Raw genomic sequence first — 23,215 nt, forward strand, 5'->3', positions numbered from 1 at the left:
CCCAGGGGTTAGTTTTGATTGAATGTCGCCTCCAGGGCTTCCAGCTCTTCTTGTCGCTCCATCCATTCTTGTTCCACCTCTTCGAGCGTCGATTTGGCATCCGCTTGACGCTGCAATTGCGCCGTGAGTTGCGCCTTATTATCAGTGTGATAAATGTCAGGGTCCGCCAACTGATTTTCTGCGTCAGTGATAATGGCAGAGAGTTGCTCTATCTGTGTGTCGAGATTGTCAATTTTTTTCCGCAAAGGCGCGGTTTGCTTGCGTAACTCGGCATCGCGGCGTTTTTGCGCTTTGCGATCCATCTGTGTTTGTTGCGGCGCTGTTTTCTCCGCGGCCGCTTGTTTTTTGGTCTCGGCGCGATCGGCGCGCTGTTGATCGGTCAGCCAGCGATGATAATCGTTCAAGTCTCCATCAAAGGGTAGCACTGCGCCATTGTCGACCAAGTACAAATCATCGGTGGTGGCGCGCAGCAAAAAGCGATCGTGACTGACAATCACCATCGCGCCCTCGTAGGACTGTAAAGCGAGTGTCAGCGCTTGGCGCATATCCAAGTCCAGATGGTTGGTTGGCTCATCAAGTAACAATAAGTTCGGCTTTTGCCAGACCAGTAAGGCGAGCACAAGGCGGGCTTTTTCTCCGCCAGAGAAGGGGCCGATAGGCTCGAGCGCCTTGTCGCCTTGAAAGCCAAACCGGCCGAGAAAATCACGCAAGGTTTGCTCAGCGGTGGTGGGAGCCAACCGGTTTAAGTGCTGAAGTGGTGTATCGTCGATGCGTAACGTATCGAGTTGGTGTTGGGCAAAATAGCCAATTTTCACCCCTTGTGAATAGGTTAATTCGCCCGCCATGGCGGGTAAGCTGCCCGCGAGGAGTTTAATCAGGGTCGACTTACCCGCACCATTGCGCCCCAGTAAGCCAATGCGCGCCCCCGGCACCAGGTTAAGGCGAATGTTTTCAATAATGGGCGTCTTATCATAACCGGCCGCCACCTTGTCCATCATTAAACTGGGAGTGGGTAAGGCATCCGGTGTGAAGAAGGTAAAACTAAACGGGTTATCGTATTGCGCGGGCAATACTTTCTCCATGCGCTCGAGCGCTTTAATCCGGCTTTGCGCTTGGCGGGCTTTGGTCGCTTTGTAGCGAAAGCGGTCAATGTACGATTGCATGTGGGAAATTTGCTTTTGTTGCTTTTCGTACTGCGCCTGTTGTTGGGCCAATTTTTGCGCGCGCATCTGCTCAAAGTCAGAATAATTACCGGTATATTCATTAAGTTGTTGATGCTCAATATGAATAATCCGGTTGACGACAGGATCCAAAAAGTCCCGGTCGTGGGAGATCAACACCAAGGTGCCTGGGTATTGTTGTAACCATTTTTCCAGCCACATCACCGCATCGAGATCCAAGTGGTTGGTAGGCTCATCCAGCAACAATAGATCAGAGCGGCATAATAGCGCTTGTGCTAAGTTCAGTCGCATTCGCCAGCCCCCTGAGAATTGGGTGAGCGACCAGTGGACTTGGGGTTGGCTAAAGCCCAAACCATCAAGCAGACTCGCGGCGCGAGCTTCAATGGTGTAGCCACCAATGGCATCCAATTTGTCGTGTAACATCGCCACCGCGTTACCATCATCACGGGCTTCGGCGTCGCGTAGGGCTTGCTGGAGCTCGCGGTATTCGCTGTCGCCATCAATGACATATTCAAGTGCGCTTTTATCAAGTGCGGGGGTCTCTTGCGCTACCCAAGCCACTTGCCATTGGCTTGGGTAATCACAACGGCCGGCATCCAGGGATAATTGGTGGCGGAGCAAGGCAAACAGGCTAGATTTGCCACAGCCATTTTTGCCCACCAAGCCGACTTTGTCGCCTGGTGAGATAGTGGCTGAAGTGTGGTCAAGCAGGGGCTTACCACCACGAAGCAGTTGAATGTCGGAGAAGCGAATCATGATTACTCAGTCTGTCTCGGGTTGATGGATGCGCATTGTTGCGCGGTCGTTATACCAGCTTGATATAGGGATTGCCAAATTCTACCGTGTCATCCTACTGGTCAGACACAGACGGGGCATATTTGTGTGTTAAAGTTAAAAACACGGAATAAATGAACAGATTGCGTTCTGACCATAATCATAAGACAAGGAAGCCTATGCCCCGAGATAAGGCTGAAAGCCCCTCTCTTCCCAAGGTACTGGTGATTTTTGCTCACCCCGACCCCGATGAATCCGTTGCTAATCGTCGTTTAATTGAGGCCATTACTCCGCTGGCCCATGTCACCGTGCACGATATTTACGCTGCATACCCTGATTTTGTGGTGGACGTCCATCATGAGCGCGCGTTGGTCACTGACGCCGATGTATTGGTCTTTCAGCATCCACTGCAAATGTATTCCTGTCCGGCGCTGTTAAAAGAGTGGATAGATGTGGTGCTAGGGAAAGGGTTTGCACATGGTCAAGGTGGGGATGCGTTGGCAGGTAAAACCTGTCGCTTTGTAGTGACCACCGGGGGGGCGGCCGAAGCGTTTAGCCAACAAGGTTACAATAAATATTCGATGGCCGAACTCTTGCAACCCTTTGAATTGACCGCCTCATTATGTCGGATGTATTGGATCCCACCGTTGGTCTTGCACTGGGCGCGTCGCGTTGGCGATGCCGATCGCGAGGCGTTTGCCGAGATTTATGCCGATTGGCTCGCCGATCCGCTGGTGCAACAAGGAGGAGAGGATGGATAACAACCTCTTATCGGTGGCTTTTGTCTTTTTATTGGCGGCGGTGATTGCGGTTCCGTTGGCGCAGCGCTTGGGCATGGGCTCTGTCCTTGGCTATTTGCTGGCAGGCATAGTGATCGGGCCCTGGGGGCTGGGCCTAGTCCGTGATGTGGATGCGATTCTCCATTTTGCGGAGTTCGGCGTGGTGCTGCTGCTTTTCCTGATTGGCTTGGAGTTGAACCCCAAAAAGTTGCTCCAGATGCGACGGCCGATTATCGGGCTTGGGGGCAGTCAGGTCGTGGTCACAGCGTTGTTTATCGGTGTGATTTGCGCATTGGCAGGCTTGACACTCTCGCAAGCGTTGGTAATTGGGGTTGGCTTGGCGCTTTCTTCAACCGCGATTGCGATGAAGATTATTGAAGATCAACGCCTGATGCGCAGCGAAACCGGGCAAGCGGGGTTTGCGGTCTTACTCTTCCAAGACATTGCGGTGATCCCGATGCTCGCGATGATCCCTGCGCTTGCCGGTGGCAGCGCTGGCAGTTGGCTCGACGTATTATGGATGTTTGTTGGCATCGGTATCTTGCTGGTGGGCGGTCATTTCTTGCTGCGCCCACTGTTTCGTCTAGTGGCTATGAGCGGTGTTACCGAGCTATTTACAGTGACCTCGTTGGCCTTGGTGATAGGGATTGCCCTCGCCATGCAAGCGTTAGGGTTATCAATGGCGCTAGGTGCTTTTCTTGCTGGGGTACTGCTGGCTGAAAGTGAATACCGGCATGAATTAGAAACCGCGATTGAGCCTTTTAAAGGTTTGTTGCTCGGGCTGTTCTTTATTGCGGTGGGAATGACCGTTGACCTTGGTTTATTGCTCGACTATCCACTGGCCATTCTGGGAGCGGTTACGGCGTTAATTTTGGTGAAGACTTTGCTGCTTTATGGCTTGGCGCGTGCCTTCGGGGTCGTACCGAAAGCGCGTAGTCAAATGGCGGTATTACTCAGCCAAGGGGGAGAATTTGCGTTTGTCATTTTCAATGCGGCGCGTAACCAGGGTTTGCTTGACCAAGAGTTAAACGCGTTTTTGTTGGTGGTGGTCAGCTTGTCGATGATGACCACGCCTTTAATGCTGACGCTTCAACAACGCTGGTTTGCCCGCACGTTCAACGAGCCAGAGGACGCGCCGCCCCAAGGACAGTTTGAGCAAGCTGATGCGCGCGTGATCATTGCCGGTTTTGGTCGCTTTGGTCAGGTGGTGGGCCGGTTGATGTTCGCCAATAAAATTGGGGTGACCATATTAGAACGTGATCCGACGCAAATTAAGCTGCTACGTCGCTTTGGCTATGAAGTGTATTATGGCGATGCAACTCAGCTCGATTTATTACGGGCGGCAGGGGCGCATACCGCTGAAGCGATTGTGATTTGTACTGATTCGCCTGATGAGGTGATGGAAATTGTTGATCTTTGTGCGCGTCATTTCCCTAACCTTAAAGTAATGGCGCGGGCAAGGAGCCGTGTGGAAGCTTATCAATTGATGGCGCAGGGCGTGGATCAATTCTCGCGTGAAACCTTTTTGGGGGCGCTTGAGCTCGGGAGACAGACGCTAGAGTCACTGGGTATGCATCCGTACAAAGCCAAGCGAGCCGAAATTCTATTTCGTAAGTTGGATATGCGGGTATTGCAAGATCTATTGCCGCAACACAGCGAAGACTTGGCCACGGCTTCTCGAGTGAAAGAAGCGCGCAAAGAGTTAGAAGAAATTTTTGACCGAGAAATGCGCGGTGATAGTGAGCGGCACCAAAGTTGGAACCGAGATGAGTAAGGTGTTGAAGTGAAAAAACGTTTCATTGCTGGGGCTGCTTGCCCAGCGTGCCAACAGCTCGATACGTTACGAGTGTGGCGCGAAAATAATATTGACAAAGTAGAATGTGTCAGCTGCGATTATCATGATAGTCGGTTGCCTGATTCGGCACAACAGTCACACTCTGGTGCCGAGTCAGCAGAGAATGTCATTGGGATCTTTAAACCGGAGTAGGGGATCCGTTATCATCGGCAGTCCATTTACCTTCCGGTCTCGGAGCGAGCATGAAAATTGCAAAAGATGTGGTAGTCAGCCTGGCTTACCAAGTAAAAAATGAAGATGGTGCACTTGTTGACGAATCAACAGCACAAGAGCCTCTCCAATACCTGCACGGTCATCGTAACCTGATTGTAGGTCTTGAGAACGCGCTGGAAGGCCGCGAAAAAGGTGAGAGCTTTGACGTGACTGTAGGCCCAGACGAAGCCTATGGTGACTACCAAGAAGCCATGGTACAACGCGTACCTGCTAACGTATTCCAAGGCGTAGACCAAGTAGAAGTGGGCATGCGCTTTATGGCAGAAACGGACCAAGGCCAAATCCCAGTTGAAGTGACTGAAGTTGATGGTGAAGAAGTGGTGGTTGACGCTAACCACATGCTAGCCGGTCAAACCCTGTCTTTCTCTGTGGATGTGGTTGACGTTCGCGAAGCGACAGAAGAGGAAGTGTCTCACGGTCATATTCACCAAGACGGTGAAAGCTGTGGTCACGACCACTAAGACGGTATCCGTCTGTGGTGAATGAAAGGCGCCGAATGGCGCCTTTTTCGTATCAGTAGTGTGGTGGCGGGGTTTCTTCTGCTTGGCTGGCAATGTTTTCCGGCTCTATGTTTTTTAACTTACTGACTAAGTATTGAATTTGCACTGTCATACGCTCAATATCCCCCTGCTGCTGGGTTAACGCGCTGTTGAGCTGCTCGATGGTGTCTTCTTGAAAAGCGACCTTATATTCCAGGTCGTCGATTTGCTGCTGTAACTTATCAATCTCGCTCATACTGCTCTCTCGCTATTGCGCGTCGGTTAACCAAGCTTGGGCGATACCGGCGGATGTCCCGGAAATCACTCGCCCGGTGGGGTCGATAGCCACATCATACACGACTGCGCTCGGCGGGCGAGTGTCTGGTTGTGCCAAGGCTTGCCAGCGGCCGATGTTTTCACCGCTTTGTACATCCCATAACTCGACCCGCTGTGAAGGCGTGCCCGTCGCCAACTGACGGCCATCATCGGAAAAACGGGCACTGGCGTATATGGCTTGGCGAGCGAAAATATCTAACTCACTCACCTTCTCGCCACTGGGTAAGGCCCAAATCACGGCGCGGTTGCCGCCATCAGAGACGAACGCGTATTGCCCGTCACGATGCAGGGCCACTTGCTTAACCCGTTGATCATAGGCGAAGTCGTTGATAATTTGTCCCGACTCGGTATCCCAAAAGTAGGCATGATGGTCATTACCGCCTGACAGGACGTAAGCACCATTGGGGGAAATCGCGACCGCATTGACTTTATCGCGATGCGCGAGGAACTCTAGGCGCCTCCCCGTGCCTAAGTCGATGAATAATGCTTTGCCGTTAGACATGGCAAGCACCAGCTTTTCACCATTGTTGCTGATCGCAGCATCGCGAATGATGCCGTCAGAAATGGACCAAAGTCCCTGAGACTGGCTCCAAGCCAGGTCCCAAACGGCAAAGTTTTGTGCCGTTGCGGTGATAGCGTAGCGTTTATTATCGGAAATATGGCTGACCACGACGGGGTTCGCATTGGGGTCTTGCGGCCCCAGCTCCGCCAACTGCTGATTGGTGACAAGGTCCCACAGCACAATATCGGTCTCGTCCGAGGCGAGTAGGGCAAATCGCCCGTCTCGACTCAGGCTAAAGCTGGTGGCGCCCTCAGGGTGGATTGACCAGCGCTGGGCTTCTTTGCCAGACTGCCAACAGCCGAACAGGGTGCTTAAAACAATAAAAATGCCAACAATGTGGCGGATTTTGGGCATCATACTTGAGTTCCAGTGTGTGCAGCCATATAACCACGAGTATATGGATAGAAACAGGCTTTCGCATGGTTGATGCGTCAGTAAATACAATACGAGGATTAATCCTTACCATCAACGGAGTACCCAATGAAATCAGTAATGAAGATGTCGCTACTCGCGGCAACCGTTGCCTTTGCCGTCGGCTGTCAGCAAGAAGACGCAAAAGTAGAGCAAACGAACCAAGCGGCTGAAAAAGCCGAAGCAGCGTTTGCGAACGAAGACGACAAAGCAGCCTACGCGATTGGCGCTTCTTTGGCACAATACCTCAACGCCAATTTGGAGCAGCAGGCCGAGATTGGTCTCGAGCTGGATAAAGAGGTGGTATTGCAAGGGGTGCAAGACGTCTTTCAAGGTGAGTCAAAGTTAACTGATGAGCAAGCACAAGCGGCACTGCAATCGCTTGATCAGCGTGTGACCAAGCTTGCGCAGCAACAAGCGAAAGAAAAGGCAGAAGCCGCCATCGCTGACGGTGAAAAATACCGCACTGAGTTCGCGCAAAAAGAAGGCGTAAAGGAAACTGACTCTGGGCTGTTGTACAAAGTCGATAGCATGGGTGATGGAGAGAAGCCATCAGCTGAAGACACCGTCGTGGTGCATTATAAAGGTACTCTGACTGACGGTACGCAATTTGATAGCTCGTACGAGCGTGGTGAACCTGCGACGTTCCCACTTAATCGTGTGATCCCAGGTTGGACTGAAGGGGTGCAGCTGATGCCTGTAGGCTCTAAGTTCACCTTTGTTGTGCCGCCAGAGTTGGCTTATGGCGACCAAGACACCGCATCGATCCCGGCTAATTCAACCTTGGTGTTTGATGTTGAGTTACTTGAAATTAAAGACGATAGCAACAAAGAAGCGGCCAGCGAAGGCTAAATCATCCCGTCTTGCCGTATAGCATTCGCCCCGGCCTAGCCGGGGCTTTTTACATTTTTCAGCGTGAATTCTGTTAAACTGAGCGCAGAACAAAAAAGAGACATGGTCGAATAAGGATAGGCGTACGTGGTACCGACAGAGGGTTTTGGCGCGAACATTATGACGGAAAGTGAGCTCATTGAGCCCAATCCACTCAACCAACAAGACAGCATTATATTGCAGTCATATTCGGCTGTGGTTGATGGGCTAGCCGCCTTGATTGGTGAGCACTGTGAAATCGTGCTGCATGCATTAGACGATTTAAATAAATCGGCGATAAAAATTGCCAATGGCGAGAATACCGGGCGCCAGGTAGGCTCGCCCATCACTGATTTAGCGTTGCGTATGCTACGTGATATCGAAGGGTCCGAGCGCAACTTTTCTCGCGCTTACTTTACGCGTGCGAAAAGTGGCACCTTGATGAAATCAATCACGGTGGCCATTCGCAATGGAGACAATCGCATCATTGGGCTGTTATGTATCAATATCAATTTAGATGCCCCTTTTTCTCAGGTACTGCAAGCCTTCATCCCCGACGACCAAGCTAAACAAGCGGCCTCATCGGTTAACTTTGCCAGTGATGTTGACGAGCTGGTGGATCAAACGGTCGAGCGTACCGTTGAAGAAGTCAACGCGGATAAAAGCGTGTCTAATAACACCAAAAACCGCCAGATAGTGATGGCGCTCTATGATAAAGGCATTTTTGATATCAAGGATGCCATTAATCGGGTCGCAGCTCGGCTGAATATCTCTAAACATACGGTGTACCTTTACGTCAGACAACGTAAAACCGAAGAGGCTGAGTCATGAGTTTGCAGTATGTGTTAGTGGTGACTGAGCCGGCTTATGGGTCACAGATGGCACGTACCGCGTATCAGTTTGCCTGCGCGGCGATTGAAGCAGGACATCAGGTCAGTAAGGTGTTCTTTTATCAAGACGGCGTGTTAAACGGCATGGCGACCACGGTGCCTGCCAACGATGAGTTTGATATGGTGACAGCATGGCAAACCCTCGCGCGAGATCATCAGGTGCAACTGGAAACGTGCGTGGCGGCGGCGCTGCGCCGTGGTGTGATCAGTGATCAGGAAGCGACACAACATGGGTTAGCGCAAAGCACTTTGGCCGCGGGGTTTTCACAAGCGGGGCTCGGAGCGCTAGCGGAAGCTTTATTGACCGCAGACCGCGTGATGCAGTTTTAAGGGGGATGTGATGCAAATAGGGTTTGTTTTTTCCTCGGCGCCTCACGGTCGCGCGAGTGGTCGAGAAGGGCTTGATGCGCTGCTTGCCGCGTCCGCCTTTTGTGACAACCTTGCGGTGTTTTTTATCGGCGACGGTGTCTTTCAATTACTTGAAGGGCAGCAACCGAGCCACATTTTGAGCCGCGACTATATTGCCAGTTTTAAAATGCTCCCTTTGTGTGATGTCGAAGCGATTTATGTCTGTCAGGCCTCGTTGACCGCACGAGGACTTGAGCAAGCCTCGACTGTGCTGCCAACTCAAGCGTTATCCGTCGAGCAAATCAAAACGCAGCTGTCAGGCTGCGATCGCATTTTACATTTTTAAGGAGAAGGCCGTGCTGCACCTGGTCAAACACTCACCATACAGCCGTCAAGCCTTGGCACAGTGCTTAGACTACGCGCCGTCGAACAGTGCGATTGTCTTGATCAGTGATGCCGTCGTCGCCGGGATGGCGGGGAGCGAGTGGGCAACCCGATTGTTTACCGAGACTCATGCTGTTTATTTGCTCAAAGATGATGTGGACGCACGAGGGCTAGGCGATACATTACACCCTCGTGCTGAGCTGATTGATATGCATCAATTGGTCGATTTGAGTGCTGAACATGTCACGCAAATGACATGGTAATCGGCTAGTCTTTGTCGCGTGTGAAAATCCCCCGCGTGCTGTTCGAAAAACAAACAATGCAAAGATCTCTGTATAAATCTTGACACCCCATACCCCGACGCCTAAAATTTCGCGTCCCTGTTGTATTGGGGCTAGATTTTTCACACTTATACGTCAAGTAATATCAGGAGCTATTTAATGGCAACTATTAACCAGCTGGTCCGCAAGCCACGCTTGAAGCAAGTTGCGAAAAGCAACGTGCCTGCGTTGGAAGCGTGTCCACAAAAACGTGGTGTATGTACTCGTGTTTACACCACTACTCCAAAGAAACCAAACTCTGCACTGCGTAAAGTATGCCGTGTGCGTTTGACCAATGGCTTTGAAGTCACCTCTTACATTGGTGGTGAAGGCCACAACCTGCAAGAGCACAGTGTTGTGCTTATCCGCGGCGGTCGTGTTAAAGACTTGCCGGGTGTGCGTTACCACACTGTTCGTGGCGCACTAGACTGTGCAGGCGTTAACGGCCGTAAACAAGGTCGTTCTAAGTACGGTGTGAAGCGTCCTAAGTCTTAATGGATTCCGTTAAGTAAGGCCAAACACTCAAACAATTGAATTTTGAAAAAACTGAAAAGTTTTGGATAAAACCTGAAGAAGACAACGGAGATAATCCATGCCACGTCGTCGCGTAATTGGTCAGCGTAAAATTCTTCCAGATCCTAAGTTCGGATCAGAATTGCTGGCAAAATTTGTAAACATCCTGATGGTTGACGGTAAGAAGTCAACTGCTGAAAAAATCGTTTATGGTGCACTAGACATCATGGCTGAGCGTTCTGGTAAAGAGCACTTGGCTGTATTCGAACAAGCTCTTGAAAACGTACGCCCAGCGGTCGAGGTTAAATCTCGCCGTGTAGGTGGTTCAACTTACCAAGTGCCAGTAGAAGTACGTCCTGTACGTCGTAACGCACTGGCTATGCGTTGGTTGGTTGAAGCCGCTCGTAAGCGTGGTGAAAAATCTATGGCTCAGCGCCTAGCAAGCGAGATGCTAGACGCGTCAGAAAACAAAGGTACTGCTGTTAAGAAACGTGAAGACGTTCACCGTATGGCAGACGCGAACAAAGCGTTCGCACATTACCGCTGGTAATGCCTTCATGGCGTGTCCCATTCGGGGCACGCCAAACCCATTTTCTAAGGTTAACCTTAGCAAGAGGATACTATTGTGGCTCGTAAAACCCCTATCGAGCGCTACCGTAACATCGGTATTTGTGCTCACGTAGACGCCGGTAAAACCACGACTACCGAGCGGATCCTGTTCTACACAGGTCTGTCACACAAAATCGGTGAGGTACACGACGGCGCCGCTACCATGGACTGGATGTCGCAAGAGCAGGAGCGTGGTATCACCATCACCTCAGCCGCGACCACGACTTTCTGGGCCGGTTCTGATCAGCAGTTCAAACAACACCGCGTAAACATCATCGACACCCCTGGACACGTTGACTTCACTATCGAAGTTGAGCGTTCTTTGCGTGTGCTTGATGGTGCGGTAGTTGTATTCTGTGGTTCATCAGGTGTTGAGCCTCAGTCTGAGACCGTATGGCGTCAGGCTGACAAATACGAAGTACCGCGTATGGTATTCGTGAACAAGATGGACCGTGCGGGTGCCGATTACCTGCGCGTGGTTGATCAAATCAAAAACCGTCTTGGCGCACATCCTGTGCCAATTCACTTGAACATTGGTGCAGAAGACCAGTTCAAGGGCGTCATTGACCTGATCAAAATGAAAGCGATCAACTGGAACGAAGAAGACATGGGTATGACTTATACCTATGAAGAAATTCCAGACGATCTGAAAGAGCAAGCAGAAGAATGGCACAACTACCTGGTTGAGTCTGCTGCGGAAGCCTCTGAAGAGCTGATGGACAAGTACCTTGAAGAAGGTGAGTTGTCTGAAGAAGAAATCAAGACAGCGCTGCGTCAGCGTACGCTTGACAACGAAATCGTACTGGCAACCTGTGGTTCTGCGTTTAAGAACAAAGGCGTTCAGGCAGTACTGGATGCGGTTATCGAATACTTGCCTTCACCGATTGACGTTAAGTCAATCAAAGGTGAAGACGAAGACGGTAACCCAATCGAGCGTCATGCAGACGATAAAGAACCGTTTGCATCACTGGCATTTAAGATTGCAACCGACCCATTCGTGGGCACGTTGACCTTTATGCGTGTTTACTCAGGCGTGGTTAACTCTGGCGACACTGTCTATAACTCAGTGAAGCAAAAGCGTGAGCGTTTGGGCCGTATCGTACAGATGCACTCGAACAAGCGTGAAGAGATCAAAGAAATCCGTGCCGGTGACATCGCTGCTGCGGTTGGTCTGAAAGACGTGACCACGGGTGACACCCTATGTGCAATGGATTCAAAAGTAATCCTAGAGCGCATGGAGTTCCCAGATCCAGTTATCCAAATCGCGGTTGAGCCTAAGTCTAAAGCTGACCAAGAGAAAATGGGTATCGCGCTAGGTAAACTGGCGGCAGAAGATCCATCTTTCCGCGTTGAGTCTGACGAAGAGTCTGGCCAGACCCTGATTTCTGGTATGGGTGAGCTTCACCTAGACATCATCGTTGACCGTATGCGTCGCGAATTTAACGTTGAGTGTAACGTTGGTAAGCCTCAGGTAGCTTATCGCGAAACCATCCGTGGTAGCACCAAAGTTGAAGGTAAGTTCGTTAAGCAGTCTGGTGGTCGTGGTCAGTACGGTCACGTATGGCTGAAAATCGAACCATCAGAGCCAAACGAAGGCTTTGTCTTTGTTGACGAAATCGTTGGTGGTGTGGTTCCACGTGAATACATCAGCTCTGTTGCTAAAGGTATTGAAGAGCAGATGGCCAACGGTGTACTCGCTGGCTATCCGGTACTTGACGTTAAGGCAACCTTGTTCGATGGTTCTTATCACGATGTTGACTCTAACGAAATGGCGTTTAAGATCGCCGCATCAATGGCATTCAAGAAAGGTGCACACGACGCGCAGCCTGTTATGCTTGAGCCAATGATGAAGGTTGAAGTAACCACGCCAGAAGAGTGGATGGGTGACGTTGTTGGTGACTTGAACCGTCGTCGTGGCCTGATTGGTGGTATGGATGAAGGCCCAGCGGGTCTGAAGATCGTACGCGCCCAGGTTCCACTGTCTGAAATGTTCGGTTACGCTACTGACCTACGTAGTGCAACACAAGGCCGTGCATCTTACTCGATGGAGTTCAGCGAGTACGGTGAAGTGCCTAAGAACATCGCTGACGCCCTGATCGCAGAGCGTAGCTAATTATTTTGGTCCAGATGCCGACATCATGGTCGGCATCAAACACTGACTTCTGAGTTACTAGGCCAAGCCCTTTAACTCACAACTAGGAAGGAAGACGATCGTGTCTAAAGAAAAATTTGAACGTACGAAAACGCACGTTAACGTTGGTACTATCGGCCACGTTGACCATGGTAAAACTACGCTGACCGCAGCTATCTGTACGGTACTTGCAAAAGTACACGGCGGTGCTGCTCGTGACTTCGCGTCAATCGATAACGCACCAGAAGAGCGTGATCGTGGTATCACCATCGCAACGTCTCACGTTGAGTACGATACGCCAAACCGTCACTACGCACACGTTGACTGCCCAGGACACGCTGACTATGTGAAAAACATGATCACCGGTGCGGCGCAGATGGACGGTGGTATCCTGGTTGTTGCTGCAACTGATGGCCCAATGCCACAGACGCGTGAGCACATCCTACTAGGCCGTCAGGTTGGTATTCCAAACATCATCGTGTTCATGAACAAATGTGACATGGTTGATGACGAAGAGCTGCTTGAGCTGGTTGAAATGGAAGTACGTGAGCTACTTTCAGAGTACGACTTCCCAGGTGACGACTGCCCAGTAATCCAAGGTTCAGCGCTAGGTGCCCTGAACGGTGAAGAGCAGTGGGAGCAGAAGATCGTTGAGCTATCTGAAGCGCTGGATTCTTACATCCCAGAGCCAGAGCGTGCGATCGACAAGCCGTTCATCCTGCCAATCGAAGACGTATTCTCAATCCAAGGCCGTGGTACTGTAGTCACTGGTCGTGTTGAGCAAGGCATCATCACTGTAGGTGACGACGTTGAAATCGTGGGCATGAAAGACACCGCGAAGACCACGTGTACTGGTGTTGAGATGTTCCGTAAGCTTCTAGACGAAGGCCGTGCGGGTGAGAACGTTGGTGTTCTTCTGCGTGGTACTAAGCGTGACGAAGTAGAGCGTGGTCAAGTACTGGCGAAGCCTGGTTCAATCACTCCGCACACCAAGTTCGAGTCAGAAGTATACGTACTGGGCAAAGACGAAGGTGGCCGTCATACGCCGTTCTTCAAAGGCTATCGTCCACAGTTCTACTTCCGTACAACTGACGTAACCGGTACTATCGAGCTGCCAGAAGGCGTTGAGATGGTAATGCCTGGTGACAACATCAAGATGGTTGTTGAGCTGATCGCACCTATCGCGATGGACGAAGGTCTACGCTTCGCTATCCGTGAAGGTGGCCGTACTGTAGGCGCGGGTGTTGTTGCTAACATCATCGCTTAATTTGATAGACATCTTGTCTTATCAATCAAAGGGAGCGCATTTGCGCTCCCTTTTTGTTTGCGCTTTCTTTCGCGATAACTTGATATAAATGAGTTAGTCATCAATAACCAAGCGTTATATAAAAACCCTTTACCTTGAAAGCAATGCGAACTATTCTCGTTATAGTTAATGTTTTGAGATGACAGAGATGTTAGTTTGTATTTGCCACAGTGTGTCGGATAAGACCATTAAGCATTGGGTGCGTCAGCAAGGCGTCACCAGTATCCGTGAGTTACGCCAGCTGACCCCTCTGGGTTCGCAATGTGGTAAATGTGTCCGTCAAGCCAAAGAGGTAATATATGACGAGAGCCAACTGATCACGCTACAAAAAGCGAGTTAACCTGCAGTCAATATTTGACAGCCTCCTTATGGGTTCTACATTTGTTAAGTAGAACCCATAAGGAGGCTTTGCCATGAAAGGCGATCCAAAATCGATAGCGTTTCTCAACACGGTACTCGGCAATGAACTGATTGCGATTAATCAGTACTTTTTGCATGCGCGCATGCTTAAAGACTGGGGCTTAAAAGTCATCGCGGACAAAGAATATGAAGAGTCCATTGATGAGATGAAACATGCGGACAAGCTCATTGAGCGTATCTTGTTTTTAGAAGGGACGCCCAATTTGCAAGATTTAGGCAAGTTACGCATTGGTGAAGATACACAAGAAATTTTCGAGTGTGATTTGGCGCTAGAGATGCAAGCGCACGAAGACTTGAAAGAAGCGATTGCCTACACCGAAAGCATCCGTGATTTCGTGTCGCGCGATCTGTTCCAGTATATCCTCGATGATGAAGAAGAGCATATTGATTGGCTCGAAACCCAGTTGGGTCTGATTGATAAAGTGGGTATCGCCAACTACAACCAAGCACAGATAATCGAAGACGCCAGCGATAAAGCTTAAAACCGCGCTCAACGTCTCGAGGTAGATAAACGCACCCAGTCGGGTGCGTTTTTGTTTGGGCTTATTTTTTAACCAAGGCTTGCAAAGCTATCGCGCATCGGTATAATGCCCGGCACTGCTTAAGTCATTGCGACTTCCGACGCAGTTGTGAACCAATGAGCATCGAGGAATGGAACAGTAAACTGTTCGTTTAATGTATACTCCGCTTATGTTCGCAGTCATAGAATAATGGCTGACAATGTGCCTAATTTTGGCACTACGGTTTCACATAAATTAATCGGCATTCCCTCGTCTTAATGAGGTGGAATGGCGATATTGTTTGTGTAAATATTTTAGAATTTGGAGCTCTGTCTCATGCAGAACCAACGTATCCGTATCCGCCTTAAGGCGTTCGATCATCGTTTGATCGATCAGTCTACCGCGGAAATCGTTGAAACCGCTAAGCGCACTGGCGCACAGGTTAAGGGACCAATCCCTCTACCTACTCGTAAAGAGCGCTTCACCGTTCTTATTTCTCCGCACGTAAACAAAGACGCACGTGACCAGTACGAAATTCGTACTCACAAACGTCTGATCGACATCGTTGAGCCAACAGATAAAACTGTTGACGCTCTGATGCGTCTTGACCTTGCTGCGGGCGTTGATGTTCAAATCAGCCTGGGTTAAGGGGGAGTAGATAATGATTGGTCTAGTCGGTCGTAAAGTCGGTATGACTCGTATCTTCAACGAAGATGGCGTTTCTATCCCGGTAACCGTAGTTGAAGTTGAAGCTAACCGTGTTGCGCAGGTGCGTAAGCCTGACGTTGACGGTTATGCCGCAATTCAAATCACTACAGGCGAGAAGAAAGCAAGCCGTGTTAACAAGGCACAAGCTGGTCACTTTGCGAAAGCAGGTGTTGAAGCAGGCCGCGGTTTGTGGGAATTCCGTCTGGAAAATGGTGAAGAGTTCGAAGTTGGCGCTGAGCTAAATGTCGATCTTTTCTCTGAAATCAAAAAAGTAGACGTTACTGGCACGTCAAAAGGTAAGGGCTTCCAAGGTGGCGTTAAGCGTTGGAACTTCCGTACTCAAGACATGAGCCACGGTAACTCTTTGTCTCACCGTGCACCTGGTTCTATCGGACAATGTCAGAGCCCAGGTCGCGTATTCAAAGGCAAAAAAATGGCAGGTCACATGGGTGCTGAGCGTGTAACGACTCAAAACCTAGAGATCGTACGTGTTGACGCTGAGCGCAATCTGCTCCTTATTAAAGGTGCAGTCCCAGGTGCGACAGGTGGCAACGTGATCGTTAAACCAGCCGTTAAAGCGTAACGTCGAGGAGATAGTAATGGAATTGGTAGTCAAAGGCGCCGACGCGCTAACTGTTTCCGAAACTACCTTCGGGCGTGAATTCAACGAGTCCCTGGTTCACCAGGTAGTCGTTGCATACGCAGCTGGTGCCCGTCAAGGTACTCGCGCTCAGAAAACTCGTTCAGACGTGTCTGGTGGCGGTGCTAAGCCATGGCGTCAGAAGGGTACTGGTCGCGCCCGTGCAGGTACAATCCGCAGCCCAATCTGGCGCAGCGGTGGTGTCACTTTCGCAGCACGTCCTCAGGACCACGCTCAGAAAGTAAACAAAAAGATGTACCGTGGTGCTCTTAAGAGCATCCTGTCAGAGCTGGTTCGTCAAGAGCGTTTGATCGTTGTTGATAACTTCTCTGTTGAAGCACCAAAAACTAAAGAGCTTGTCGCTAAGCTGAAAGAGCTTGAGCTGAACGATGCTCTGATCGTCACTGCCGAAGTTGATGAGAACCTGTTCCTTGCGGCACGTAACCTTTATAAGGTTGACGTACGCGATACAGATACCATCGACCCAGTTAGCTTGATCGCTTTCGACAAAGTCGTGATGACTGCTGATGCAGTTAAACAAGTTGAGGAGATGCTGGCATGATCACTGAAGAGCGTATCCTAAAAGTTCTGCGTGCTCCGCACATCTCTGAAAAAGCGACGATGGCCGCTGAAAACAACAACACTGTTGTATTCAAAGTAGCCAAAGAAGCAACTAAAAAAGAGATCAAAGCGGCAGTTGAAAAACTGTTCGAAGTTGAAGTGAAGTCTGTTCGTACTCTTCTCGTTAAGGGTAAGACCAAACGTCAAGGTATGCGTGAAGGCCGTCGTAGCGACTGGAAAAAAGCGTATGTTGCCTTGAAAGAAGGTCAGGACATCGACTTCGTTGGCGGCGCTGAGTAAGACGGAGGAGTAAAAGCAAATGGCTATTATCAAATGTAAGCCGACTTCACCGGGTCGTCGTCACCTTGTTAAAGTGGTTAACCATGAACTGTACAAAGGTAAACCATATGCACCACTGCTAGAGAAAAACTCTAAGTCTGGTGGTCGCAATAACAACGGTCGAATCACAGTGCGTCACATCGGTGGTGGTCACAAGCATCATTACCGTGTAATTGACTTCAAACGTACTAAAGACGGTATCCCAGCGAAAGTTGAGCGTCTTGAGTATGATCCAAACCGTAGTGCAAACATTGCGCTTGTACTGTATACGGATGGTGAACGTCGTTACATTATCGCACCGAAAGGCCTAAAAGCCGGTGATCAGATTCAATCTGGTGCAGATGCAGCAATCAAGGTAGGTAACAGCCTGCCAATGCGTAACATCCCAGTGGGTTCTACTATCCACAACATCGAGTTGAAACCTGGTAAAGGTGCTCAGCTTGCTCGTTCTGCGGGTGCTTATGCACAGATCGTTGCTCGTGACGGCGCGTACGTCACACTTCGCCTGCGCAGCGGTGAAATGCGCAAGGTTCTTGCTGAAGGTCGTGCGACCCTTGGTGAAGTTGGTAATTCAGAGCACATGCTACGCGAACTGGGTAAAGCCGGTGCCGCGCGCTGGAAAGGCGCACGTCCAAGCGTACGTGGTGTTGCAATGAACCCGATTGACCACCCACACGGTGGTGGTGAAGGCCGTACCTCAGGTGGTCGTCATCCAGTATCACCTTGGGGTATGCCAACTAAAGGCTTCAAGACCCGTAAGAACAAACGTACCGACAAGTACATCGTACGTCGTCGTAACAAGTAATTATTATCAGAGGATAAGCCATGCCACGTTCTCTCAAGAAAGGTCCTTTTATTGACCTGCACTTGCTGAAGAAGGTAGAGAAAGCGGTGGAAAGCGGTGACAAGAAGCCTTTAAAGACTTGGTCCCGTCGTTCAATGATCATCCCACAGATGATCGGATTGACCATCGCTGTCCATAATGGTCGTCAGCACGTACCCGTTTTCGTTTCTGAAGAAATGATCGGTCACAAGCTGGGCGAGTTTGCACCAACACGTACTTATCGCGGCCATGCTGCTGATAAGAAAGCTAAGAAGCGTTAAGGGGTAAGAAATGGAAGCTATTGCTAAACATCGCTTTGCTCGTATCTCGCCTCAAAAAGCACGTTTGGTTGCGGATCAAGTGCGCGGTAAAGACGTAGCACAAGCACTGGAACTACTGACTTTCAGCAACAAAAAAGCTGCTGACCTGGTTAAGAAAGTGTTGGAATCTGCTATTGCAAACGCCGAGCATAACGAAGGTGCGGATATCGACGATCTAAGCGTCGCCAAAGTCTTCGTTGATGAAGGCCCAATCATGAAGCGTATTATGCCTCGTGCAAAAGGCCGTGCCGATCGCATCTTGAAGCGTTCTAGCCACATCACTGTTGTTGTAGCAGACCGCTAAGAGACGAGGAGATAAAGCAATGGGTCAAAAAGTACATCCTAATGGTATTCGTCTTGGCATTGTTAAGCCTTGGAATTCCACTTGGTTTGCTAATAACCAAGATTTCGCTGACAACCTAGACGGCGACTTTAAGGTACGTCAGTTCTTGAACAATGAACTGAAAAAAGCGTCAGTCTCTCGCATCGTTATCGAGCGTCCTGCTAAGAGTGTTCGTGTGACTATTCACACTGCACGTCCTGGTGTGGTTATCGGTAAGAAAGGTGAAGATGTTGAGAAGCTGCGCGCTCACGTTGCAAAACTAGCCGGTGTACCAGCGCAAATCAACATCGCTGAAGTACGTAAGCCTGAGCTAGATGCGCAACTTGTTGGCGACAGCATCGCATCACAGCTAGAGCGCCGTGTTATGTTCCGTCGTGCGATGAAGCGCGCGGTACAAAACGCTATGCGCCTAGGTGCCAAAGGTATCAAAGTAGAAGTAAGCGGCCGTCTTGGCGGCGCTGAAATCGCTCGTACCGAGTGGTACCGTGAAGGCCGTGTGCCACTGCACACCCTTCGTGCTGACATTGATTACGCAACTTCTTCTGCTCACACCCAGTACGGTGTAATCGGCATTAAAACCTGGATCTTCAAAGGTGAGATCCTAGGTGGAATGGCTGAAGTTGAGCAAAAGGCTGACAAGCCGAAGAAGCAGCGTAAAGGCCGTAAGTAAGGAGTCTATCGATGCTTCAACCAAAACGTACTAAGTTCCGCAAGACTTTTAAAGGTCGTAACCGCGGTCTGGCGCACGGTACTGACGTAAGCTTCGGTACCTATGGCCTGAAAGCTGTTGGTCGCGGTCGTATCACTGCGCGTCAAATTGAGGCGGCTCGTCGTGCGATGACTCGTCACATTAAACGTCAAGGCCAAATCTGGATTCGTGTCTTCCCTGACAAACCAATTACTGGTAAGCCGTTGGAAGTTCGTATGGGTAAGGGTAAAGGTTCAGTAGATTACTGGGTTGCCCAAATCCAACCAGGCAAGGTCCTGTACGAAATGGATGGTGTTCCTGAATCACTGGCTCGCGAAGCGTTTGAATTAGCTTCACGTAAGCTACCGATCAAAACCACTTTCGTAACTAAGGCGGTGATGTGATGAAAGCACAAGAACTACGTGAAAAGACTGCTGAGCAGCTGAACGAAGAGCTAATGGGTCTGCTACGTGAGCAGTTTAACCTGCGCATGCAAGCGGCTACTGGCCAACTTCAGCAAACTCACACTCTTAAAGCTGTTCGTCGCGATATCGCACGTGTAAAAACCGTACTGACTGAGAAGGCTAACGCATAATGAGCGAGAACATCCGCACTCAGCAAGGTCGCGTTATCAGCGACAAAGGCGATAAAACTATCGTCGTTGCTATCGAGCGTTTTGTGAAACACCCAATCTACGGTAAGTACATTAAGCGCACGAGTAAGCTACATGTACACGATGAATCAAACCAGTGTAACCAAGGTGACACTGTCGAGGTTCGTGAGTGTCGTCCAATCTCTAAGCAAAAGTCTTGGACATTGGTTCGCGTTGTTGAAAAATCACGCATCTAAGCGATTTTTCATACAATAATAAGTCAAACGGCTCTCATTTGGGGGGCCGTTTATTTTTTATCTACCCATCTGGTCAAAATAGTGTTATTATTCGCCGCCCTTGTAAAAAGGCAGCCCGACCCGAGATGGGTCTAGATGTAATAACAGCGGAGCACTAACAATGATCCAAATGCAAAGTATGCTGGACGCAGCCGACAACTCCGGCGCTCGCAGTGTAATGTGTATTAAGGTTCTGGGTGGCTCTCACCGTCGTTACGCCCACGTTGGCGACATCATCAAAGTTACCGTTAAGGATTCAATCCCACGCGGTAAAGTGAAAAAAGGTGATGTGCTTAAGGCGGTGGTAGTTCGCACCCGTAAAGGCGTACGTCGTCCAGACGGCTCTGTCATTCGCTTCGACCGCAATGCTTGCGTGTTGTTGAACAACACTAACGAGCAACTAGTCGGCACACGTATCTTTGGCCCTGTGACACGCGAACTTCGTACTGAGAAGTTCATGAAAATTGTGTCTCTGGCGCCTGAAGTTCTGTAAGGAGCGATCTCATGGCAGCTAAAATCCGTCGTAACGACGAAGTTATCGTTCTTGCCGGTAAAGACAAAGGCAAGAAAGGTAAAGTATCTAAGGTTCTACCGACCGGTAAAGTTATCGTTGAAGGTATTAACCTCGTGAAGAAACACCAGAAGCCGGTTCCGGCTCTGGGCACTCAAGGTGGCATCGTTGAACAAGAAGCCGCTATTGACGTTTCAAACGTGGCTATCTTTAACGCAGCGGCTGGTAAAGGTGACCGTGTAGGCTTCCGATTTGAAGACGGCAAAAAAGTGCGTTTCTTCAAGTCGAATGGCGAAACTATTAAGTAATTCTGGAGTAGTACAATGGCGAAACTGCATGATTACTACAAAGAGACAGTTGTAGCTGAGCTATCTAAGCAATTTGGTTACAAAAGCATCATGCAAGTCCCAGGGATCGAAAAGATCACCCTTAACATGGGTGTGGGCGAAGCTCTGAACGACAAGAAACTGCTTGAAAATGCAGCTGCTGATATGACCGCAATTTCTGGTCAAAAGCCGCTGATTACTAAAGCACGTAAATCAGTCGCAGGCTTCAAGATCCGTGAGGGCTACCCAATTGGTTGTAAAGTAACCCTACGTGGCGAGCGTATGTGGGACTTCTTTGAGCGTTTGATCGCTATCGCAGTTCCTCGTATCCGTGACTTCCGTGGTCTGAACCCGAAAGCGTTCGACGGTCGCGGTAACTACAGCATGGGCGTTCGCGAGCAAATCATCTTCCCTGAGATTGACTACGACAAAGTCGATCGTATCCGTGGTCTTGATATTACTATCACTACCACCGCAGGTACAGATGAGGAAGGTCGAGCTCTGCTGGCTGCCTTTAACTTCCCATTCCGTAAGTAAGGTGAAGGGTTACTGTTATGGCTAAAAAATCGATGAAAGCACGTGACGTAAAACGTGCGAAGCTCGCAGCCCGTTATGCTGAAAAGCGTGACAACCTGCGTGCGACCATTAAGAATGTCAACACGTCAGACGAAGAGCGTTGGGACGCCGTCCTGAAGCTTCAGTCGCTACCACGTGATTCTGCGAAGTCTCGTCAGCGTAACCGCTGTAACCAGACTGGTCGTCCACATGGCTACCTACGCAAATTCGGCCTAAGCCGAATCAAGGTTCGTGAAGCTTGCATGAAAGGCGAGATTCCGGGTCTGCGTAAGGCAAGCTGGTAATTGAATCACGGGAGTAAAGACTTATGAGCATGCAAGATCCGATCTCGGATATGCTGACCCGCCTACGCAACGGTCAGGCAGCAAAGAAAGTTGCTGTTAAAATGCCTTCGTCAAAGCTAAAAGTGGCAATTGCTGAGCTACTAAAAGCAGAAGGTTACGTGGCTGACGTCGCAGTAAATAGCGACGCGAAGCCTGAACTGGAAGTGACGTTGAAATACTTCGAATCTAAACCAGTTATCGAGCAAATCCAACGTGTTAGCCGTCCAGGCCTGCGCATCTACAAAAAGAAAGATGAGTTGCCTTCAGTGATGGGTGGCCTTGGTATTGCTGTTGTATCAACTTCGAAAGGTTTGATGACCGATCGCGCAGCTCGCAAAGCGGGTCTGGGCGGTGAAATCATCTGCTACGTAGCTTAATAAGGAGTAGGAAATGTCTCGTGTTGCAAAAGCACCTGTCGTAGTTCCTGCCGGCGTAGAGGTGAAACTTAACGGTCAGGAAATCACTGTAAAAGGAAGCAAAGGCGAACTAAGCCGCACGCTTCACGATATGGTGTCAGTAAACCAAGAAGAGAACACCATTACCTTCGCACCAAGTGTGGAGCACGCTAAAGCATGGGCACATGCTGGTACCGCGCGCGCACTGGTTAACAGCATGGTTGTTGGTGTGACAGAAGGCTTTACCAAGAAACTGATCCTGAAAGGTGTTGGTTACCGTGCAAACGTTGCAGGTAATAAACTTAACCTGACACTTGGTTTCTCTCACCCGGTTGAGCACGCTCTGCCAGAGGGTGTTAAGGCAGAATGTCCAAGCCAAACTGAAATTGTTATCAGCGGCGCTGATAAACAAGCGGTTGGCCAGGTGGCTGCCGATATCCGCGCATACCGCAAGCCAGAGCCTTACAAAGGCAAAGGCGTTCGTTACTCTGACGAAGCTGTGCGTACCAAAGAAGCTAAGAAGAAGTAAGGTAACACTATGGATAAGAAAGCATCTCGTATCCGTCGTGCGACCAAAGCACGACGCAAGATCGCGGAAATGGGTGCGACTCGCCTGGTGGTACACCGTACTCCACGTCATGTGTACGCACAGGTTATCGCTGGTAACGGCGCGGAAGTTATCGCCGCCGCTTCTACCGTAGAAAAAGCGATCCGTGAGCAAGTGAAGAGCACCGGTAACAAAGACGCCGCTGCAGCCGTGGGTAAGATCATTGCTGAGCGAGCGAAGGAAAAAGGCATCGAAGCCGTTGCTTTTGACCGTTCCGGTTTCCAATACCACGGCCGTGTGGCTGCACTGGCAGATGCTGCCCGTGAAGCTGGTCTGAAATTCTAAG

36 protein-coding genes are annotated in these 23,215 nt (G+C 50.0%); 33 read left to right on the plus strand and 3 right to left on the minus strand.

Translation table 11 applies throughout. The annotated features are described in order from the left end of the window. Positions 1-8 precede the first annotated feature (8 nt). A complete protein-coding gene (locus EHW56_RS10040; protein ID WP_152799545.1) occupies positions 9-1,937 on the minus strand; it encodes an ABC transporter ATP-binding protein in 1,929 nt (642 codons plus the stop codon). 197 nt (positions 1,938-2,134) lie between these two features. Between EHW56_RS10040 and kefG the strand changes: the two genes are divergently transcribed. The 4 genes from kefG to slyD are packed head-to-tail and all read left to right on the plus strand — an operon-like array spanning position 2,135 to position 5,263. Next, positions 2,135-2,716 (plus strand): glutathione-regulated potassium-efflux system ancillary protein KefG, encoded by a 582-nt coding sequence (gene kefG / locus EHW56_RS10045; RefSeq protein WP_046074778.1) that lies wholly within the window; start codon positions 2,135-2,137, stop codon positions 2,714-2,716. Then, complete coding sequence (gene kefB / locus EHW56_RS10050) at positions 2,709-4,508, plus strand: glutathione-regulated potassium-efflux system protein KefB (RefSeq protein WP_152799543.1); 1,800 nt, start codon at positions 2,709-2,711, stop codon at positions 4,506-4,508. The genes kefG and kefB overlap by 8 nt, the downstream gene beginning before the upstream one ends. Before the next feature lie 9 nt (positions 4,509-4,517). Beyond that, the gene (locus EHW56_RS10055; RefSeq protein ID WP_046074780.1) at positions 4,518-4,721 is read left to right on the plus strand and encodes a YheV family putative zinc ribbon protein; all 204 of its coding nucleotides are present in this window, start codon (positions 4,518-4,520) and stop codon (positions 4,719-4,721) included. Between the two features lie 50 nt (positions 4,722-4,771). After that, positions 4,772-5,263, plus strand: a complete 492-nt coding sequence (slyD, locus tag EHW56_RS10060; protein WP_152799541.1) for a peptidylprolyl isomerase — start codon at positions 4,772-4,774, stop codon at positions 5,261-5,263. A gap of 52 nt (positions 5,264-5,315) precedes the next feature. On the opposite strand, the gene EHW56_RS10065 is transcribed toward slyD, so the two are convergent. Together EHW56_RS10065 and EHW56_RS10070 are read right to left on the minus strand one after the other, a co-directional pair. Beyond that, a complete protein-coding gene (locus EHW56_RS10065) occupies positions 5,316-5,537 on the minus strand; it encodes a SlyX family protein (protein ID WP_046074782.1) in 222 nt (73 codons plus the stop codon). 12 nt (positions 5,538-5,549) lie between these two features. Next, positions 5,550-6,533 (minus strand): WD40 repeat domain-containing protein, encoded by a 984-nt coding sequence (locus tag EHW56_RS10070; protein WP_046074827.1) that lies wholly within the window; start codon positions 6,531-6,533, stop codon positions 5,550-5,552. 126 nt (positions 6,534-6,659) lie between these two features. On the opposite strand from EHW56_RS10070, the gene fkpA reads away from it, so the two are divergent. The 29 genes from fkpA (at position 6,660) to rplR (ending at position 23,214) form a co-directional block, all read left to right on the plus strand. Further along, positions 6,660-7,442 (plus strand): FKBP-type peptidyl-prolyl cis-trans isomerase, encoded by a 783-nt coding sequence (fkpA, locus tag EHW56_RS10075; RefSeq protein ID WP_046074783.1) that lies wholly within the window; start codon positions 6,660-6,662, stop codon positions 7,440-7,442. Positions 7,443-7,601: 159 nt separating this feature from the next. After that, positions 7,602-8,291, plus strand: a complete 690-nt coding sequence (locus EHW56_RS10080; RefSeq protein ID WP_152795982.1) for a transcriptional regulator — start codon at positions 7,602-7,604, stop codon at positions 8,289-8,291. Then, entirely contained in the window at positions 8,288-8,680 is a 393-nt protein-coding gene (gene tusD, locus EHW56_RS10085; RefSeq protein WP_077667466.1) for a sulfurtransferase complex subunit TusD, read from the plus strand. The genes EHW56_RS10080 and tusD overlap by 4 nt, the downstream gene beginning before the upstream one ends. Positions 8,681-8,687: 7 nt before the next feature. After that, positions 8,688-9,044 (plus strand): sulfurtransferase complex subunit TusC, encoded by a 357-nt coding sequence (gene tusC, locus EHW56_RS10090; protein ID WP_077578270.1) that lies wholly within the window; start codon positions 8,688-8,690, stop codon positions 9,042-9,044. Between the two features lie 10 nt (positions 9,045-9,054). Next, entirely contained in the window at positions 9,055-9,345 is a 291-nt protein-coding gene (gene tusB / locus EHW56_RS10095) for a sulfurtransferase complex subunit TusB (RefSeq protein ID WP_158010016.1), read from the plus strand. 177 nt (positions 9,346-9,522) lie between these two features. Continuing rightward, the gene (gene rpsL / locus EHW56_RS10100; RefSeq protein WP_025673238.1) at positions 9,523-9,897 is read left to right on the plus strand and encodes a 30S ribosomal protein S12; all 375 of its coding nucleotides are present in this window, start codon (positions 9,523-9,525) and stop codon (positions 9,895-9,897) included. Positions 9,898-9,994: 97 nt separating this feature from the next. Beyond that, positions 9,995-10,465 carry a 30S ribosomal protein S7 gene (rpsG, locus tag EHW56_RS10105; RefSeq protein ID WP_025673237.1) on the plus strand — a complete coding sequence of 157 codons (471 nt, stop codon included), beginning with the start codon at positions 9,995-9,997 and terminating at the stop codon, positions 10,463-10,465. A gap of 75 nt (positions 10,466-10,540) precedes the next feature. After that, positions 10,541-12,637: an elongation factor G gene (fusA, locus tag EHW56_RS10110; RefSeq protein ID WP_046074788.1), complete on the plus strand. Its 2,097-nt coding sequence runs from the start codon at positions 10,541-10,543 to the stop codon at positions 12,635-12,637. Between the two features lie 100 nt (positions 12,638-12,737). Next, a complete protein-coding gene (gene tuf, locus EHW56_RS10115) occupies positions 12,738-13,922 on the plus strand; it encodes an elongation factor Tu (protein ID WP_046074789.1) in 1,185 nt (394 codons plus the stop codon). A gap of 187 nt (positions 13,923-14,109) precedes the next feature. Next, entirely contained in the window at positions 14,110-14,301 is a 192-nt protein-coding gene (bfd, locus tag EHW56_RS10120) for a bacterioferritin-associated ferredoxin (protein WP_046074828.1), read from the plus strand. Positions 14,302-14,374: 73 nt separating this feature from the next. Next, complete coding sequence (gene bfr, locus EHW56_RS10125) at positions 14,375-14,863, plus strand: bacterioferritin (protein WP_046074790.1); 489 nt, start codon at positions 14,375-14,377, stop codon at positions 14,861-14,863. Between the two features lie 354 nt (positions 14,864-15,217). Next, positions 15,218-15,529, plus strand: a complete 312-nt coding sequence (gene rpsJ, locus EHW56_RS10130; RefSeq protein ID WP_002541412.1) for a 30S ribosomal protein S10 — start codon at positions 15,218-15,220, stop codon at positions 15,527-15,529. Positions 15,530-15,542: 13 nt separating this feature from the next. Continuing rightward, on the plus strand, positions 15,543-16,172 hold the full coding sequence (gene rplC / locus EHW56_RS10135) for a 50S ribosomal protein L3 (RefSeq protein WP_046074791.1): 630 nt from the start codon (positions 15,543-15,545) through the stop codon (positions 16,170-16,172). A gap of 16 nt (positions 16,173-16,188) precedes the next feature. Continuing rightward, entirely contained in the window at positions 16,189-16,791 is a 603-nt protein-coding gene (gene rplD / locus EHW56_RS10140; RefSeq protein ID WP_046074792.1) for a 50S ribosomal protein L4, read from the plus strand. Next, on the plus strand, positions 16,788-17,090 hold the full coding sequence (gene rplW, locus EHW56_RS10145) for a 50S ribosomal protein L23 (RefSeq protein ID WP_021024465.1): 303 nt from the start codon (positions 16,788-16,790) through the stop codon (positions 17,088-17,090). Before rplD ends, rplW begins: the two co-directional genes overlap by 4 nt. Positions 17,091-17,109: 19 nt before the next feature. After that, a complete protein-coding gene (rplB, locus tag EHW56_RS10150) occupies positions 17,110-17,934 on the plus strand; it encodes a 50S ribosomal protein L2 (RefSeq protein WP_152795839.1) in 825 nt (274 codons plus the stop codon). 20 nt (positions 17,935-17,954) lie between these two features. Continuing rightward, a complete protein-coding gene (rpsS, locus tag EHW56_RS10155; RefSeq protein WP_021024467.1) occupies positions 17,955-18,233 on the plus strand; it encodes a 30S ribosomal protein S19 in 279 nt (92 codons plus the stop codon). A gap of 10 nt (positions 18,234-18,243) precedes the next feature. Then, the gene (gene rplV, locus EHW56_RS10160) at positions 18,244-18,576 is read left to right on the plus strand and encodes a 50S ribosomal protein L22 (protein ID WP_046074794.1); all 333 of its coding nucleotides are present in this window, start codon (positions 18,244-18,246) and stop codon (positions 18,574-18,576) included. Between the two features lie 19 nt (positions 18,577-18,595). After that, complete coding sequence (gene rpsC / locus EHW56_RS10165; RefSeq protein ID WP_046074795.1) at positions 18,596-19,285, plus strand: 30S ribosomal protein S3; 690 nt, start codon at positions 18,596-18,598, stop codon at positions 19,283-19,285. Positions 19,286-19,296: 11 nt separating this feature from the next. Beyond that, the gene (rplP, locus tag EHW56_RS10170; RefSeq protein ID WP_021024470.1) at positions 19,297-19,707 is read left to right on the plus strand and encodes a 50S ribosomal protein L16; all 411 of its coding nucleotides are present in this window, start codon (positions 19,297-19,299) and stop codon (positions 19,705-19,707) included. Continuing rightward, positions 19,707-19,898, plus strand: coding sequence for a 50S ribosomal protein L29 (rpmC, locus tag EHW56_RS10175; protein WP_046074796.1), 192 nt, complete (start codon positions 19,707-19,709; stop codon positions 19,896-19,898). Before rplP ends, rpmC begins: the two co-directional genes overlap by 1 nt. Beyond that, positions 19,898-20,152 carry a 30S ribosomal protein S17 gene (gene rpsQ, locus EHW56_RS10180; protein ID WP_046074797.1) on the plus strand — a complete coding sequence of 85 codons (255 nt, stop codon included), beginning with the start codon at positions 19,898-19,900 and terminating at the stop codon, positions 20,150-20,152. Before rpmC ends, rpsQ begins: the two co-directional genes overlap by 1 nt. A 160-nt stretch (positions 20,153-20,312) precedes the next feature. After that, the gene (gene rplN / locus EHW56_RS10185) at positions 20,313-20,684 is read left to right on the plus strand and encodes a 50S ribosomal protein L14 (protein ID WP_046074798.1); all 372 of its coding nucleotides are present in this window, start codon (positions 20,313-20,315) and stop codon (positions 20,682-20,684) included. A gap of 11 nt (positions 20,685-20,695) precedes the next feature. Beyond that, positions 20,696-21,010 carry a 50S ribosomal protein L24 gene (gene rplX, locus EHW56_RS10190; protein WP_021024474.1) on the plus strand — a complete coding sequence of 105 codons (315 nt, stop codon included), beginning with the start codon at positions 20,696-20,698 and terminating at the stop codon, positions 21,008-21,010. A gap of 15 nt (positions 21,011-21,025) precedes the next feature. Then, entirely contained in the window at positions 21,026-21,565 is a 540-nt protein-coding gene (gene rplE / locus EHW56_RS10195; protein ID WP_021024475.1) for a 50S ribosomal protein L5, read from the plus strand. A gap of 17 nt (positions 21,566-21,582) precedes the next feature. Beyond that, complete coding sequence (gene rpsN / locus EHW56_RS10200; RefSeq protein ID WP_046074799.1) at positions 21,583-21,888, plus strand: 30S ribosomal protein S14; 306 nt, start codon at positions 21,583-21,585, stop codon at positions 21,886-21,888. A 23-nt stretch (positions 21,889-21,911) separates the two neighbouring features. Next, on the plus strand, positions 21,912-22,304 hold the full coding sequence (gene rpsH / locus EHW56_RS10205; RefSeq protein ID WP_046074800.1) for a 30S ribosomal protein S8: 393 nt from the start codon (positions 21,912-21,914) through the stop codon (positions 22,302-22,304). Between the two features lie 13 nt (positions 22,305-22,317). Continuing rightward, positions 22,318-22,851 (plus strand): 50S ribosomal protein L6, encoded by a 534-nt coding sequence (gene rplF / locus EHW56_RS10210; RefSeq protein ID WP_069362267.1) that lies wholly within the window; start codon positions 22,318-22,320, stop codon positions 22,849-22,851. 9 nt (positions 22,852-22,860) lie between these two features. Then, a complete protein-coding gene (gene rplR, locus EHW56_RS10215; protein WP_021024479.1) occupies positions 22,861-23,214 on the plus strand; it encodes a 50S ribosomal protein L18 in 354 nt (117 codons plus the stop codon). Position 23,215 lies beyond the last annotated feature (1 nt).

Source organism: Salinivibrio sp. VGrn1 (assembly GCF_009377995.1).
GTDB lineage: Bacteria > Pseudomonadota > Gammaproteobacteria > Enterobacterales > Vibrionaceae > Salinivibrio > Salinivibrio siamensis.